General features: G+C 64.2%; 24 protein-coding genes and 1 pseudogene. All 25 read left to right on the plus strand.

The genetic code is table 11. The annotated features are described in order from the left end of the window. Positions 1–153, plus strand: a pseudogene (gene tuf, locus RIN79_RS20150) (elongation factor Tu); the annotation flags it as partial. Between the two features lie 66 nt (positions 154–219). Further along, positions 220–528, plus strand: coding sequence for a 30S ribosomal protein S10 (rpsJ, locus tag RIN79_RS20155; RefSeq protein ID WP_007066362.1), 309 nt, complete (start codon positions 220–222; stop codon positions 526–528). A 72-nt stretch (positions 529–600) separates the two neighbouring features. Further along, on the plus strand, positions 601–1329 hold the full coding sequence (gene rplC / locus RIN79_RS20160) for a 50S ribosomal protein L3 (protein WP_309086498.1): 729 nt from the start codon (positions 601–603) through the stop codon (positions 1327–1329). Then, positions 1329–1949 (plus strand): 50S ribosomal protein L4, encoded by a 621-nt coding sequence (rplD, locus tag RIN79_RS20165; protein ID WP_309086499.1) that lies wholly within the window; start codon positions 1329–1331, stop codon positions 1947–1949. The genes rplC and rplD overlap by 1 nt, the downstream gene beginning before the upstream one ends. After that, positions 1946–2239, plus strand: a complete 294-nt coding sequence (locus RIN79_RS20170) for a 50S ribosomal protein L23 (protein WP_309086500.1) — start codon at positions 1946–1948, stop codon at positions 2237–2239. Before rplD ends, RIN79_RS20170 begins: the two co-directional genes overlap by 4 nt. A gap of 21 nt (positions 2240–2260) precedes the next feature. Continuing rightward, a complete protein-coding gene (rplB, locus tag RIN79_RS20175; RefSeq protein WP_309086501.1) occupies positions 2261–3097 on the plus strand; it encodes a 50S ribosomal protein L2 in 837 nt (278 codons plus the stop codon). 17 nt (positions 3098–3114) lie between these two features. Continuing rightward, entirely contained in the window at positions 3115–3393 is a 279-nt protein-coding gene (gene rpsS, locus RIN79_RS20180; RefSeq protein ID WP_309086502.1) for a 30S ribosomal protein S19, read from the plus strand. A gap of 2 nt (positions 3394–3395) precedes the next feature. After that, positions 3396–3785 (plus strand): 50S ribosomal protein L22, encoded by a 390-nt coding sequence (rplV, locus tag RIN79_RS20185; RefSeq protein WP_309086503.1) that lies wholly within the window; start codon positions 3396–3398, stop codon positions 3783–3785. After that, positions 3785–4489, plus strand: coding sequence for a 30S ribosomal protein S3 (rpsC, locus tag RIN79_RS20190; protein WP_309086504.1), 705 nt, complete (start codon positions 3785–3787; stop codon positions 4487–4489). Before rplV ends, rpsC begins: the two co-directional genes overlap by 1 nt. Positions 4490–4513: 24 nt before the next feature. Next, the gene (gene rplP, locus RIN79_RS20195) at positions 4514–4927 is read left to right on the plus strand and encodes a 50S ribosomal protein L16 (protein WP_309086505.1); all 414 of its coding nucleotides are present in this window, start codon (positions 4514–4516) and stop codon (positions 4925–4927) included. A gap of 10 nt (positions 4928–4937) precedes the next feature. Continuing rightward, on the plus strand, positions 4938–5138 hold the full coding sequence (gene rpmC / locus RIN79_RS20200) for a 50S ribosomal protein L29 (RefSeq protein WP_309086506.1): 201 nt from the start codon (positions 4938–4940) through the stop codon (positions 5136–5138). Between the two features lie 8 nt (positions 5139–5146). Beyond that, complete coding sequence (gene rpsQ, locus RIN79_RS20205; RefSeq protein ID WP_309086507.1) at positions 5147–5395, plus strand: 30S ribosomal protein S17; 249 nt, start codon at positions 5147–5149, stop codon at positions 5393–5395. Between the two features lie 64 nt (positions 5396–5459). Further along, positions 5460–5828 carry a 50S ribosomal protein L14 gene (rplN, locus tag RIN79_RS20210; protein ID WP_261515915.1) on the plus strand — a complete coding sequence of 123 codons (369 nt, stop codon included), beginning with the start codon at positions 5460–5462 and terminating at the stop codon, positions 5826–5828. Positions 5829–5840: 12 nt separating this feature from the next. After that, positions 5841–6155, plus strand: a complete 315-nt coding sequence (gene rplX / locus RIN79_RS20215; protein ID WP_309086508.1) for a 50S ribosomal protein L24 — start codon at positions 5841–5843, stop codon at positions 6153–6155. Next, the gene (rplE, locus tag RIN79_RS20220; RefSeq protein WP_309086509.1) at positions 6148–6705 is read left to right on the plus strand and encodes a 50S ribosomal protein L5; all 558 of its coding nucleotides are present in this window, start codon (positions 6148–6150) and stop codon (positions 6703–6705) included. The genes rplX and rplE overlap by 8 nt, the downstream gene beginning before the upstream one ends. A 27-nt stretch (positions 6706–6732) precedes the next feature. Beyond that, positions 6733–7038 (plus strand): 30S ribosomal protein S14, encoded by a 306-nt coding sequence (gene rpsN / locus RIN79_RS20225; protein WP_309086510.1) that lies wholly within the window; start codon positions 6733–6735, stop codon positions 7036–7038. Positions 7039–7051: 13 nt separating this feature from the next. Beyond that, on the plus strand, positions 7052–7450 hold the full coding sequence (gene rpsH / locus RIN79_RS20230) for a 30S ribosomal protein S8 (protein ID WP_309086511.1): 399 nt from the start codon (positions 7052–7054) through the stop codon (positions 7448–7450). Positions 7451–7483: 33 nt separating this feature from the next. Beyond that, positions 7484–8017, plus strand: a complete 534-nt coding sequence (gene rplF, locus RIN79_RS20235; protein WP_309086512.1) for a 50S ribosomal protein L6 — start codon at positions 7484–7486, stop codon at positions 8015–8017. A 12-nt stretch (positions 8018–8029) separates the two neighbouring features. After that, positions 8030–8389: a 50S ribosomal protein L18 gene (gene rplR, locus RIN79_RS20240; protein WP_309086513.1), complete on the plus strand. Its 360-nt coding sequence runs from the start codon at positions 8030–8032 to the stop codon at positions 8387–8389. 72 nt (positions 8390–8461) lie between these two features. Further along, complete coding sequence (gene rpsE, locus RIN79_RS20245) at positions 8462–9022, plus strand: 30S ribosomal protein S5 (RefSeq protein WP_309086514.1); 561 nt, start codon at positions 8462–8464, stop codon at positions 9020–9022. Positions 9023–9077: 55 nt separating this feature from the next. Continuing rightward, positions 9078–9278, plus strand: a complete 201-nt coding sequence (gene rpmD, locus RIN79_RS20250) for a 50S ribosomal protein L30 (protein WP_309086515.1) — start codon at positions 9078–9080, stop codon at positions 9276–9278. Between the two features lie 19 nt (positions 9279–9297). Continuing rightward, a complete protein-coding gene (gene rplO / locus RIN79_RS20255) occupies positions 9298–9765 on the plus strand; it encodes a 50S ribosomal protein L15 (protein WP_309086516.1) in 468 nt (155 codons plus the stop codon). A 217-nt stretch (positions 9766–9982) separates the two neighbouring features. Beyond that, complete coding sequence (gene secY, locus RIN79_RS20260; protein WP_309086517.1) at positions 9983–11323, plus strand: preprotein translocase subunit SecY; 1341 nt, start codon at positions 9983–9985, stop codon at positions 11321–11323. After that, positions 11320–11907 carry an adenylate kinase gene (locus RIN79_RS20265; protein WP_309086518.1) on the plus strand — a complete coding sequence of 196 codons (588 nt, stop codon included), beginning with the start codon at positions 11320–11322 and terminating at the stop codon, positions 11905–11907. Before secY ends, RIN79_RS20265 begins: the two co-directional genes overlap by 4 nt. Positions 11908–12173: 266 nt before the next feature. Then, complete coding sequence (gene rpsM, locus RIN79_RS20270) at positions 12174–12542, plus strand: 30S ribosomal protein S13 (protein ID WP_309086519.1); 369 nt, start codon at positions 12174–12176, stop codon at positions 12540–12542. Positions 12543–12676 lie beyond the last annotated feature (134 nt).

Below are 12676 nucleotides of genomic sequence, written 5' to 3' on the forward strand. Positions count from 1 at the left end.
CCGGAAGGCACGGAGATGGTGATGCCGGGCGACAATGTGACTGTCGATGTCGAGCTGATCGTGCCGATCGCCATGGAGGAGCGCCTGCGCTTCGCCATCCGCGAAGGCGGCCGCACCGTCGGCGCCGGCATCGTCGCAAGCATCACTGAATAACGGGGCCAGGCATTCGGGCAGCGGCGCGGGAAGCCCCGCGCCGCAAGCCGAACGAGGAATGAAGAAATGAACGGACAAAATATCCGTATCCGCCTCAAAGCGTTCGACCACCGGGTGCTCGACGCCTCCACGCGCGAGATCGTGTCCACGGCCAAGCGCACCGGCGCCAATGTCCGCGGCCCCATCCCGCTGCCGACGCGGATCGAGAAGTTCACGGTGAACCGCTCGCCGCACATCGACAAGAAGAGCCGCGAGCAGTTCGAGATGCGCACCCATAAGCGCCTTCTCGACATCGTGGATCCGACCCCGCAGACGGTGGACGCGCTGATGAAGCTCGACCTCGCCGCCGGCGTGGATGTCGAGATCAAGCTCTAGGGCGGAAGAAGAGGATAGGACCCGCGCAAGGCGAATGCCGGCCGACGGGAAGCCTGAAAGGAAGTTGAACCGATGCGTTCAGGTGTTATCGCACAGAAGATCGGGATGACGCGCGTCTACAACGAGGCGGGCGAGCACATCCCCGTCACGGTTCTGCGCATGGAAAACTGCCAGGTGGTGGCGCAGCGCACGGCGGAGAAGAACGGCTATACGGCCGTCCAGCTCGGCGTCGGCCTTGCCAAGGTGAAGAACACCTCCAAGGCGCTGCGCGGCCATTTCGCGGCGAGCTCCGTCGAGCCCAAGACCAAGCTCGCCGAGTTCCGCGTCTCGCCGGAGAATCTGCTCGACGTGGGCGCGGAGATCACCGCGGACCATTTCGTGCCGGGCCAGAAGGTGGACGTGACGGGCACCTCCATCGGCAAGGGCTTTCAGGGCGTCATGAAACGCCACAATTTCGGCGGCGGACGCGCGACCCACGGCAACTCGGTTTCGCACCGTACGCACGGCTCGACGGGCCAGCGCCAGGATCCGGGCAAGGTGTTCAAGGGCAAGAAGATGGCGGGCCATATGGGCGACCGCCGCGTGACCACGCAGAACCTGGAAGTGGTCTCGACCGACACCGAGCGCGGCCTGATCCTGATCCGCGGCGCGGTGCCCGGCTCCAAGGGCGCGTGGATCATGGTGCGCGACGCCGTGAAGGTGCCGCTTCCGAAGGAGGCGCCGGTTCCGGCCGCCATCCGCGCCGCCAGCAACAGCAATGCCGCGCAGGCTGAAAACGCCGCCAGCGAGGGGGCAGAATAATGGATCTGAAGGTAACCACGCTGGCCGGCAAGGACGCCGGCAAGCTCGAGGTCTCCGACGCCATCTTCGGGCTCGACCCGCGCGAGGACATCCTCCACCGCGTCGTGCGCTGGCAGCTCGCCAAGCGCCAGCAGGGCACGCACAAGGCGAAAGGCCGGGCTGAGATCGCCCGCACCGGCGCCAAGATGTACAAGCAGAAGGGTACGGGCCGCGCCCGTCACTCCTCGGCGCGTGCACCGCAGTTCCGCGGCGGCGGCAAGGCGCATGGGCCGGTGCCGCACAGCCATGCCCATGATTTGCCGAAGAAGGTGAGGGCGCTGGGCCTCAAGCACGCCCTGTCGGCGAAGGCCAAGTCCGCGAACCTCATCATCGTCGATGACCTCGCGATCAAGGAAGCCAAGACCAAGGCGCTCGTGGAGAGCTTTGCCAAGCTGGGTCTCACCAACGCGCTGCTTATCGGCGGCGCCGAGATCGATGCCGGCTTCAAGCGCGCCGCGGCCAACCTTTCCAATATCGACGTGCTGCCGGTCCAGGGCATCAACGTCTACGACATCCTGCGCCGCGGCACCCTGGTGCTTTCCAAATCCGCGGTCGAGGCCCTCGAGGAGCGGTTCAAATGACGGATCTTCGCCACTATGACGTGATCGTCAGCCCGGCGATCACCGAGAAGTCGACGATGGCCTCGGAGAACAACCAGGTCGTCTTCAACGTCGCCCGCAAGGCGACCAAGCCCGAGATCAAGGCGGCGGTGGAAGCGCTGTTCAACGTCAAGGTCAAGGGCGTCAACACGCTTGTCCGCAAGGGCAAGGTGAAGCGTTTCCGCGGCACCATCGGACAGCAGAGCGACGTCAAGAAGGCGATCGTCACGCTGGCCGAGGGCCATTCGATCGACGTCGCGACTGGTCTTTGAGAGGCGGCGAGGGGTTAAGACATGGCACTCAAGAATTATAAGCCGGTAACGCCAGGCCAGCGGCAGCTGGTGATCGTGGACCGCTCGGGCCTGCATAAGGGCAAGCCGGTGAAGGGGCTGACGGTCGGCCTCACCTCGAAGGGCGGGCGCAACAATTACGGCCGCATCACCGCCCGCTTCCAGGGCGGCGGTCACAAGCGCACCTACCGCATGATTGATTTCAAGCGCCGCAAGTTCGACGTCGCCGGCGTCGTGGAGCGCCTGGAATATGATCCGAACCGGACGGGCTTCATCGCGCTGGTACGCTATGAGGATGGCGAGCTCAGCTACATCCTGGCGCCGCAGCGCCTTGCCGCCGGCGACCGCGTGGTCTCCTCGGCGAACGGCGCCGACGTGAAGCCGGGCAATGCAATGCCGCTGTCGACCATGCCGGTGGGCACGATCATCCACAATGTGGAGCTCAAGCCGGGCAAGGGCGGTCAGCTCGCCCGTTCCGCCGGCTCTTATGCGCAGCTCGTCGGCCGCGACCAGGGCATGGCGATCCTGAGGCTGAATTCCGGCGAGCAGCGGCTCGTTGCCGGCGCCTGCATGGCGACGGTGGGCGCGGTTTCCAACCCCGACCACGCCAATGTCAGCCTCGGCAAGGCCGGCCGCAAGCGGTGGCTGGGCAAGCGTCCGCACAATCGCGGCGTCACCATGAACCCGGTCGATCACCCGCATGGCGGCGGCGAGGGCCGCACCTCGGGCGGCCGGCATCCGGTAACACCGTGGGGCAAGCCCACCAAGGGCCGCAAGACCCGGTCCAACAAGGCGACCGACAAGTTCATCATGCGCTCGCGGCATCAGCGCAAGAGCTAAGGAAAGGTAACGGCACAGTGTCCCGTTCAGTTTGGAAAGGCCCCTTTGTCGACGGCTATCTGCTGAAGAAGGCCGACAAGGCGCGCGAAAGCGGCCGCAAAGAGGTGATCAAGATGTGGAGCCGCCGCTCCACGATCCTGCCCCAGTTCGTCGGGCTGACCTTCGGCGTCTACAACGGCCAGAAGCACATCCCGGTGTCCGTCAGCGAAGAGATGGTGGGCCACAAATTCGGTGAGTTCGCTCCGACCCGCACCTATTACGGCCACGGCGCGGACAAGAAGGCGAAGAGGAAGTAATCATGGGCAAGGCCAAAGCGCCGCGCAGGCTTGCAGACAATGAGGCGCGTGCGGTTCTGCGTACCATCCGCATCAGCCCGCAGAAGCTGAACCTCGTTGCCGCGCTGATCCGCGGGAAGAAGGTCTCGGCTGCGCTGGCAGACCTCGAATTCTCGCGCAAGCGGATCGCAGGCACCGTCAGGAAGACGTTGGAATCGGCGATCGCCAATGCGGAGAACAACCACAATCTGGATGTGGACGCGCTGGTGGTGGCGGAGGCCTATGTCGGCAAGTCGATCGTCATGAAGCGCTTCCATGCCCGCGGCCGCGGCCGCGCCAACCGCATCGAGAAACCGTTCTCGAACCTCACCATCGTGGTTCGCGAAGTAGAAGAGCAAGTGGAGGCCGCCTGATGGGCCAGAAAGTCAATCCGATCGGTCTCCGTCTCGGCATCAACCGCACCTGGGACTCGCGTTGGTTCGCGAATACCGGAGAGTATGGCGAGCTGCTGCACGAGGACATCAAGATCCGCGACTATATCGAGAACGAGCTGAAGCAGGCGGCGATCTCGAAGGTCGTGATCGAGCGCCCCCACAAGAAGTGCCGAGTGACCATCCATTCCGCGCGGCCTGGCCTCATCATCGGCAAGAAGGGCGCGGATATCGAGAAGCTGCGCAAGAAGATCTCGCAGATGACGAATGCGGAGACGCATCTGAACATCGTCGAGGTGCGCAAGCCGGAGATCGACGCCAAGCTGATCGCCCAGTCGATCGCCCAGCAGCTGGAGCGCCGCGTGGCTTTCCGCCGCGCCATGAAGCGCGCCGTGCAGTCGGCCATGCGCCTCGGCGCGGAAGGCATCCGCATCAACTGCGCGGGACGCCTTGGCGGAGCCGAGATCGCCCGCCTCGAATGGTACCGCGAGGGCCGCGTGCCGCTGCATACGCTGCGCGGCGATGTCGACTACGGCACGGCCGAGGCCAAGACCGCCTATGGCGTCTGTGGCGTGAAAGTGTGGGTCTTCAAGGGCGAGATCCTGGAGCACGATCCAATGGCGTCCGAGCGCCGGGCGGTCGAAGGTGAGCAGGGCGGCGGCCAGCGCCGCCGCGAGAATGCCTGAGCCGGAATTTTGGAGTAGACAAAAATGCTGCAACCAAAGCGCACGAAATTCCGCAAACAGTTCAAGGGCCGGATCCATGGCGTCGCCAAGGGCGGAACGGAGCTGAATTTCGGATCCTTCGGGCTGAAGGCCCTGGAGCCGGAGCGCGTCACCGCGCGCCAGATCGAGGCCGCCCGCCGCGCCATCACCCGCGAGATGAAGCGCCAGGGCCGGGTGTGGATCCGCATCTTCCCGGATGTGCCGGTGACCGCCAAGCCGACCGAGGTCCGCATGGGCAAGGGCAAGGGCAGCGTCGAGTTCTGGGCCTGCCGCGTGAAGCCAGGCCGCATCATGTTTGAGATCGACGGCGTTGCCGAGGACATCGCGCGCGAGGCGCTGCGCCTCGGTGCCGCCAAGCTCCCGGTCAAGACGCGCTTCATCCAGCGCATCGCCGAGTAGGAGGGCACCCATGAAGGCCGCTGACGTGAGGGCGATGACGCCCGACCAGCTCGATGACGAGCTGACGAACCTGAAGAAAGAGCAGTTCAACCTTCGCTTCCAGAAGGCGACGGGGCAGCTCGAGAAAACCGCGCGCGTGCGGCAGATCCGCCGCGACATTGCGCGCATCAAGACAATCGCCGCCCAGAAGGCGGCGGAGAAGAAAGCCTGAGGACGAAGATGCCAAAGCGCGTATTGCAGGGCACCGTGGTGAGCGACAAGAACGACAAGACGGTCGTCGTGCTGGTCGAGCGCCGGTTCTCGCACCCGATCCTGAAGAAGACCGTGCGCCGCTCCAAGCGGTACAAGGCCCATGACGAGACCAATGCGTGCAAGGTCGGCGACATCGTGCTGATCCAGGAGACGCGCCCGATCTCGAAGGACAAGACCTGGGTCGTGTTGGAAACCCAGGCGCAGCAGCAGGCTTGAGTTTGAACGAACGGGAACGGCCTCGAGCCATCCTCCCGGATAGATAATCAGAAGGCGGCCAGTCATGATTCAGATGCAAACAAACCTCGACGTGGCGGACAATTCCGGCGCCCGTCGTGTCATGTGCATCAAGGTGCTCGGCGGCTCGAAGCGGAAATATGCCTCGGTGGGCGACATCATCGTCGTCTCGGTAAAAGAGGCCATTCCGCGTGGCCGCGTGAAGAAGGGTGATGTGATGAAGGCGGTGGTGGTTCGCACCGCCAAGGACATCCGCCGTCCCGACGGCAGCGTCATCCGCTTCGACAGCAACGCCGCCGTGCTGGTGGACAACAAGAAAGAGCCGATCGGCACCCGCATCTTCGGACCGGTTCCGCGCGAATTGCGCGCGAAGAACCACATGAAGATCATCTCGCTGGCGCCGGAAGTGCTGTAAGGAGCCGGAGACATGCAGAAGATCAGGAAGGGCGACAAGGTCGTCGTGCTCTCCGGCCGTGACAAGGGCCGCACGGGCGAAGTTTTGAAGATGATGCCGAAGGACGAGAAGGCCGTGGTGCGCGGCGTCAATCTGGTGCGCAGGCATCAGAAGCAGACGCCTCAGTCCGAAGGCGGCATCATCACCAAGGAAGCGCCGATCCATGTGTCGAACCTGGCGCTGGCCGATCCCAAGGACGGGAAGCCCACCCGCGTCGGCTTCCGCATCCTCGAGGACGGCAAGAAGGTGCGCGTGGCGAAGCGCTCGGGAGAATTGATCGATGGCTAAGGCAGAATACCAGCCGCGCTTGAAGAAGCGATATGAGGAGGCGATCCGCAAGGAGCTCCTCGAGGCTTTCAAATACAAGAACGAGATGCAGGTCCCGCGCATCGACAAGATCGTCATCAATATGGGCGTGGGCGAAGCGACGGGCGACTCCAAGAAGCCGTCGGTCGCCGCCGAGGATCTTGCGCTTATCGCCGGCCAGAAGCCCGTCATCACCAAGGCGCGCAATTCCATCGCCGGCTTCAAGGTGCGTGAGGGCATGCCCATCGGCACCAAGGTGACGCTGCGCAAGGACCGCATGTACGAGTTCCTGGACCGGCTCGTGAATGTCGCGCTGCCGCGCGTGCGCGACTTCCGCGGCCTGAACCCCAAGAGCTTCGACGGCCGCGGCAACTACGCGCTCGGCATCAAGGAGCATATCGTTTTCCCAGAGATCAACTATGACAAGGTCGACCAGATCTGGGGAATGGACATCGTCGTCTGTACGACCGCCAAGACGGACGAGGAGGCGAGGGCCCTGCTCAAGGCCTTCAACTTCCCGTTCCGGCAGTAACGGCAGGCGAGAACAAGGAATTTCGAAATGGCAAAGACTAGCGCAGTCGAGAAGAACAAGAGGCGCCGGAAGATGGCGGACCGCTACGCGAACAAGCGTGCGTCGCTCAAGGCCATCATCATGGACCAGGACAAGCCGATAGAGGAGCGCTTCAAGGCGCAGCTCCAGCTTGCTGCCCTTCCGCGCAACTCGTCGAAGACGCGCATCCGCAACCGCTGCGATGTGACGGGCCGGCCGCGCGCCTATTACCGCAAGCTCAAGATGTCGCGCATCGCGCTTCGCGAGCTGGGCAGCCAGGGCCTGATCCCCGGCCTGGTCAAGTCGAGCTGGTAAGGGAGGCAAGCCCATGTCCATGAACGATCCCCTCGGCGATATGCTGACCCGCATCCGCAACGCGATCGGGCGCAAGAAGAGCACGGTCTCCACGCCCGCCTCGCGCCTGCGCACCCGCGTCCTCGACGTGATGAAGGCGGAAGGCTATATCCGCGACTACACGCAGATCGACTACGAGAACGGCAAGTCGGAGCTGGAAATCCAGCTCAAATATTTTGAGGGCGCTCCCGTGATCCGCGAGATCGCACGCGTCTCGAAGCCCGGCCGCCGCGTCTATGTGTCGGTGAAGTCGATCCCCAATGTCGCCAACGGCCTCGGCATCGCCATCCTTTCGACGCCCAAGGGCGTGATGGCGGATCATGAGGCGCGTGAGAAGAATGTCGGCGGAGAGCTTCTCTGCCAGATCTTCTGATCCGGCTGAACAGAAAAGAACGAGGACAGAAAAATGTCTCGTATTGGAAAGAAACCGGTCCCGGTGCCCCAGGGGGTGACGGCGAATGTCGAGGGCCAGACGGTCACCGCGAAGGGACCGAAGGGCGAGCTCAGGTTCGTGGTCAATGACGACGTCCTGGTGAAGATGGAGAATGGCGCCATCGCCGTCGATCCGCGCGACCAGTCGAAGCTTGCGCGCTCCAAATGGGGCATGTCGCGCACCCAGATCGCCAACATCCTCAATGGCGTGAAGGACGGTTTCGAGAAGCGGCTTGAGATCAATGGCGTGGGCTATCGCGCGGCCATGCAGGGCAAAAACCTGCAGCTTTCGCTGGGCTACAGCCACGAGGTCAGCTACGAGCCGCCGGCGGGAATCACCATTGCAGTGCCGCGGCCGACGGAAGTCGTCGTCAGCGGCATCGACAAGCAGGTGGTCGGGCAGGTGGCGGCGGAGATCCGCAAGTTCCGTGGCCCGGAGCCCTATAAGGGCAAGGGCGTGAAATACGCGAATGAGACGATCGTCCGCAAGGAAGGCAAGAAGAAGTAAGGAACGCAGGCCATGGTGTCGAAAGTATCCGTTACGCGACGCGCCGGGCGCGTTCGCCGGAAGTTGAAGTCGGTCGCCACCGGGCGGCCGCGGCTTTCGGTCCACCGCTCGTCGAAGCACATCTACGCGCAGTTGATCGACGACGTGAAGGGGCACACGGTTGCCGCCGCCTCCACGCTGGACAAGGAGCTGAAGGGCAAGCTGAAGACCGGCGCCGATACCGAGGCTGCCGGCGCTGTCGGCAAGCTGATTGCCGAGCGCGCCAAGAAGGCGGGCGTCGACAAGGTCGTCTTCGACCGCGGCGCCTATCTCTATCACGGCCGCGTCAAGGCGCTGGCCGATGCGGCCCGCGAAGGCGGTCTGGAATTCTAGCCGCCCGCGGGCCCCCGGGCCCGAAGGCTCCCGTCAACCCCGTGCTACCGGAAAAGAACAAGGACAAGGATAATGGCACAGCCCCGCAGGGACGACCGCAGAGAGCGTGAAGAGCGCGACAGCGAGTTCGTCGACAAACTCGTTCACATCAACCGCGTCGCCAAGGTGGTCAAGGGCGGCCGCCGCTTCGGCTTTGCAGCGCTCGTGGTCGTCGGCGACCAGAAGGGCCGCGTCGGCTTCGGCCATGGCAAGGCTCGCGAGGTACCGGAAGCGATCCGCAAGGCGACCGAAAGCGCCAAGCGCGACATGATCTTCGTGCCGCTCAGGGCGGGCCGGACGCTGCATCACGACGTGAACGGCCGCCACGGCGCGGGCCGCGTGCTCCTGCGCGCCGCCAAGCCCGGCACCGGCATCATCGCCGGCGGCCCGATGCGCGCCGTGTTCGAGACACTCGGCATGAAGGACGTCGTCGCCAAGTCGCTCGGCTCGACCAACCCCTACAACATGGTGCGGGCCACCTTCGACGCGCTGAAGAACCAGGTGCATCCGAAGGATGTCGCCGCGCAGCGCGGCATCAAATATTCGAGCCTGCAGGCGCGCCGCGGCAACGTGGCAGTCGGGGCGGAAGACTAGGCGCCGGCGCTTGTCCCGCAGGGCAGGCCGCCGCTGGCTTTAAGGATTGACCAAGATGGCTGAGAAGAAGAAGGGCAAGACGATCACGGTCGAGCAGATCGGCAGCCCCATCCGCCGCCCCAAGGAGCAGCGCGCGACGCTGGTCGGCCTGGGGCTCAACAAGCTGCATCGCCGCTCGACGCTGGAGGACACGCCTTCCGTACGCGGCATGATCGCGACGGTGCAGCACCTCGTGCGCGTCGTCGACGAGGCCTGAGAGACGAGGATTTAGTGCGATGAAACTCAACGAACTCAGGGACGCCGAGGGCGCCACCAAGGCGCGCAAGCGCGTCGGCCGCGGCATCGGTTCAGGAACGGGCAAGACGGGCGGTCGCGGCGTGAAGGGCCAGAAGTCACGCTCGGGCGTGGCCATCAAGGGCTTCGAGGGCGGCCAGATGCCGCTCTACCGGCGCCTGCCGAAGCGCGGCTTCAACAACATCTTCGGCAAGGACTTCAACGAAGTGTCGCTCGGCCGCATCCAGGCGGCGATCGACGCCAAGAAGCTCGACGCCGGCGAGACGATCGACGCCGCCGCGCTGGTGAAGGCTGGCGTCATTCGCCGCGCCAGGGATGGTGTGCGCGTGCTGGGAGGCGGCGAACTCAATGCCAAGGTGACGCTCGACGTCGCCGGCGCCTCCAAATCGGCGGTGGAAAAGATCGAGAAGGCCGGCGGTTCGGTGAAGCTGCCGCAGAACGGGGCCTGAGATCGGAATCCCGCGGGCGGCGGGGACAACCCGCCGCTTGCATACTAGCCGCCCCGAGCTTATTTCGGGCTTCGGCACCATGCGCCCGGCAAGCCGCGCGCGAGGCCAAGACATAGCGGCTCGGGCTTTGATTGCGCATCGTCCTTCATGAGCGCGATTGGGTGACCGGCGTCCATTTTCTGGTCGCGCGGGGGCGTGACGAAGCGGAGAATTCTTCATGGCATCGGCAGCCGAGCAACTCGCATCGAATCTGAACTTCGCCGCCTTCGCCAAGGCGGAGGACCTGAAGAAGCGCATCTGGTTCACCCTCGGCGCGCTGCTCGTCTATCGCCTCGGCACCTATATCCCGATGCCTGGCATCAATCCGGACGCCTTCGCGCAGGCCTTCCAGCAGCAGTCCGGCGGCGTGCTGGGCATGTTCAACATGTTCGCCGGCGGGGCGGTGGAGCGGATGGCGATCTTCGCGCTCGGCATCATGCCCTATATCTCTGCCTCCATCATCATGCAGCTCATGACTTCGGTGGTGCCGTCGCTGGAGCAGCTGAAGAAGGAAGGCGAGCAGGGCCGCAAGATCATCAATCAGTACACGCGCTACGGCACGGTTTTGCTGGCCACGGTGCAGGCCTATGGCATAGCCGTCAGTCTCGAGGGCGGGCAGAACATCGTCACCGATCCGGGCTGGTTCTTCCGAATCTCGGCGGTCCTGACGCTCGTCGGCGGCACCATGTTCCTGATGTGGCTCGGCGAGCAGATCACCGCGCGCGGCATCGGCAACGGCATCTCGCTGATCATCTTCGCGGGCATCGTGGCGGGTCTGCCCTCTGCCATCGGCGGCACGCTCGAGCTCGGCCGCACCGGCGCGATGTCCACCGGCCTCATCCTGGCGATCATCGTGGTGGCGATCGTTGCCATCGGCGTCATCGTCTTCTTCGAGCGCGCGCAGCGCCGGCTGCTGATCCAATATCCCAAGCGGCAGATCGGCAACCGCATGTTTCAGGGCGACACCTCGCACCTGCCGCTGAAGCTCAATACGGCCGGCGTCATCCCGCCGATCTTCGCCTCGTCCCTGCTTCTCCTGCCCGCCACGGTTGCCGGCTTTACGGACGCGACGCAGCTGCCCGGCTGGGCCGGCACGTTGCTCGCCACTCTTGGCCACGGCCAGCCGCTCTACATGATCCTCTACGCGGCGCTGATCATCTTCTTCGCCTTCTTCTACACGGCGATCGTCTTCAACCCGAAGGACACGGCAGACCAGCTGAAGAAGCATTCCGGCTTCATCCCCGGCTATCGGCCGGGCGAGCGCACCGCGGAATATATCGACTACGTGCTGACGCGGATCACCGTCGTCGGCGCCATCTATCTCGTCCTGGTCTGCCTCTTGCCGGAGTTCCTGATTTCGGCCACCGGCGTGCCCTTCTATCTCGGTGGCACGTCGCTTTTGATCGTCGTCAGCGTCACGCTCGATACTGTGGCGCAGGTTCAGGGCCACCTGATCGCACATCAGTATGAAGGCCTGATCAGGAAGTCGAAGCTCCGGGGGGGCAAGAGAGGACGATGAGGCTTATACTTCTTGGGCCGCCGGGGGCGGGCAAGGGAACGCAGGCGCAGATCCTGATCGAGAAATTCAGGATTCCGCAGCTCTCCACCGGAGACATGCTGCGTGCGGCGGTGAAAGCCGAAACGGAAGTCGGCAAGAAGGCGAAGGCGGTCATGGACGCGGGCGAACTCGTGTCCGACGCCATCGTCAACGCCATCGTCGCGGAGCGCATCGACCAGGCCGACTGCGCGAATGGTTTTATCCTCGACGGCTACCCGCGCACGCTTGCGCAGGCGGACGCGGTCGAGGCGATGCTCGCCGAACGCAGGCTGAAGCTCGACGCGGTTATCGAGCTCGTCGTCGACGACAAGGCGCTAGTCGGCCGGATCGCCAGGCGAGCGGAGCAGGCGCTCGCCGCGGGCCAGCCAGTTCGCAAGGACGACAATCCGGAGGTGTTCGAGGAGCGGCTGCGCGAATACTATAAGAAGACAGCCCCGCTCATCGGCTATTACCACGCCAAGGGCTTGCTGAAGGGCGTGGACGGCATGGCCTCCATCAACGAGGTGACGCAGCAGATCGAGAAGGTTCTTGGCACGGCTGCCTAGTGCCGTCCGCCAATTTCCGTTTTGGGCGGGAAGGCGGCCGCGGAGCTTCAGGGGAATGCCTTGGAAACCGGGGGATTGGGTCGCAGCTAGGCGGTTGACGCTGGTGCGGAGATCGACTATAGCGGCGCATCTCCCAACGAGACGATCGACCGGCCGGGCCGTTTGGCTCGGCTTCGTTGTTGAGAAGAACATGCTCGCAAGGGCCGGCCTCCACCGGACGCGGGCTTAACGAAGCGCCGGCTCTGCCGGCCCACATGGAGAAGAAGATGGCCCGTATAGCCGGCGTCAATATTCCGACCAACAAGCGCGTCGTGATCGCGCTGCAGTATATTCACGGTATCGGGCCGAAGCTCGCCCGCGAAATCGTGAACAAGGTCAACATTCCGGATGACCGCCGGGTGCACCAGTTGACCGATGCCGAGGTACTGGCCATCCGCGAGACCATCGACCGCGACTATCAGGTGGAGGGCGACCTGCGCCGCGAGGTCTCGATGAACATCAAGCGCCTGATGGACCTCGGCAGCTATCGCGGCCTCCGCCATCGCCGCTCGCTGCCCGTTCGTGGTCAGCGCACGCATACCAATGCGCGCACCCGCAAGGGGCCGGCGAAGCCGATTGCCGGAAAGAAGAAGTGATTTAAGGGAGTAGGGGAGTAAGGCAGTAGGGCAGTATGTTGGGTCGCAGACGGCCGCAGCGTTCACTTATTGCCCTACTGCCCTATTGCCTTACCAGGTGTAGCCGCTGGAATTACGGCGGCGTAGAGATCGAC

It is taken from the genome of Chelativorans sp., from assembly GCF_031180965.1.
Lineage (GTDB): Bacteria > Pseudomonadota > Alphaproteobacteria > Rhizobiales > Rhizobiaceae > Chelativorans.

Bases quoted from the DNA above. Each gene is read 5' to 3' on its own strand.
- rpsJ (WP_007066362.1), top strand. From the start codon at position 220: ATGAACGGACAAAATATCCGTATCCGCCTCAAAGCGTTCGACCACCGG.
- rplC (WP_309086498.1), top strand. From the start codon at position 601: ATGCGTTCAGGTGTTATCGCACAGAAGATCGGGATGACGCGCGTCTAC.
- rplD (WP_309086499.1), top strand. From the start codon at position 1,329: ATGGATCTGAAGGTAACCACGCTGGCCGGCAAGGACGCCGGCAAGCTC.
- RIN79_RS20170 (WP_309086500.1), top strand. From the start codon at position 1,946: ATGACGGATCTTCGCCACTATGACGTGATCGTCAGCCCGGCGATCACC.
- rplB (WP_309086501.1), top strand. From the start codon at position 2,261: ATGGCACTCAAGAATTATAAGCCGGTAACGCCAGGCCAGCGGCAGCTG.
- rplV (WP_309086503.1), top strand. From the start codon at position 3,396: ATGGGCAAGGCCAAAGCGCCGCGCAGGCTTGCAGACAATGAGGCGCGT.
- rpsC (WP_309086504.1), top strand. From the start codon at position 3,785: ATGGGCCAGAAAGTCAATCCGATCGGTCTCCGTCTCGGCATCAACCGC.
- rplP (WP_309086505.1), top strand. From the start codon at position 4,514: ATGCTGCAACCAAAGCGCACGAAATTCCGCAAACAGTTCAAGGGCCGG.
- rpmC (WP_309086506.1), top strand. From the start codon at position 4,938: ATGAAGGCCGCTGACGTGAGGGCGATGACGCCCGACCAGCTCGATGAC.
- rpsQ (WP_309086507.1), top strand. From the start codon at position 5,147: ATGCCAAAGCGCGTATTGCAGGGCACCGTGGTGAGCGACAAGAACGAC.
- rplN (WP_261515915.1), top strand. From the start codon at position 5,460: ATGATTCAGATGCAAACAAACCTCGACGTGGCGGACAATTCCGGCGCC.
- rplX (WP_309086508.1), top strand. From the start codon at position 5,841: ATGCAGAAGATCAGGAAGGGCGACAAGGTCGTCGTGCTCTCCGGCCGT.
- rplE (WP_309086509.1), top strand. From the start codon at position 6,148: ATGGCTAAGGCAGAATACCAGCCGCGCTTGAAGAAGCGATATGAGGAG.
- rpsN (WP_309086510.1), top strand. From the start codon at position 6,733: ATGGCAAAGACTAGCGCAGTCGAGAAGAACAAGAGGCGCCGGAAGATG.
- rpsH (WP_309086511.1), top strand. From the start codon at position 7,052: ATGTCCATGAACGATCCCCTCGGCGATATGCTGACCCGCATCCGCAAC.
- rplF (WP_309086512.1), top strand. From the start codon at position 7,484: ATGTCTCGTATTGGAAAGAAACCGGTCCCGGTGCCCCAGGGGGTGACG.
- rplR (WP_309086513.1), top strand. From the start codon at position 8,030: ATGGTGTCGAAAGTATCCGTTACGCGACGCGCCGGGCGCGTTCGCCGG.
- rpsE (WP_309086514.1), top strand. From the start codon at position 8,462: ATGGCACAGCCCCGCAGGGACGACCGCAGAGAGCGTGAAGAGCGCGAC.
- rpmD (WP_309086515.1), top strand. From the start codon at position 9,078: ATGGCTGAGAAGAAGAAGGGCAAGACGATCACGGTCGAGCAGATCGGC.
- rplO (WP_309086516.1), top strand. From the start codon at position 9,298: ATGAAACTCAACGAACTCAGGGACGCCGAGGGCGCCACCAAGGCGCGC.
- secY (WP_309086517.1), top strand. From the start codon at position 9,983: ATGGCATCGGCAGCCGAGCAACTCGCATCGAATCTGAACTTCGCCGCC.
- RIN79_RS20265 (WP_309086518.1), top strand. From the start codon at position 11,320: ATGAGGCTTATACTTCTTGGGCCGCCGGGGGCGGGCAAGGGAACGCAG.
- rpsM (WP_309086519.1), top strand. From the start codon at position 12,174: ATGGCCCGTATAGCCGGCGTCAATATTCCGACCAACAAGCGCGTCGTG.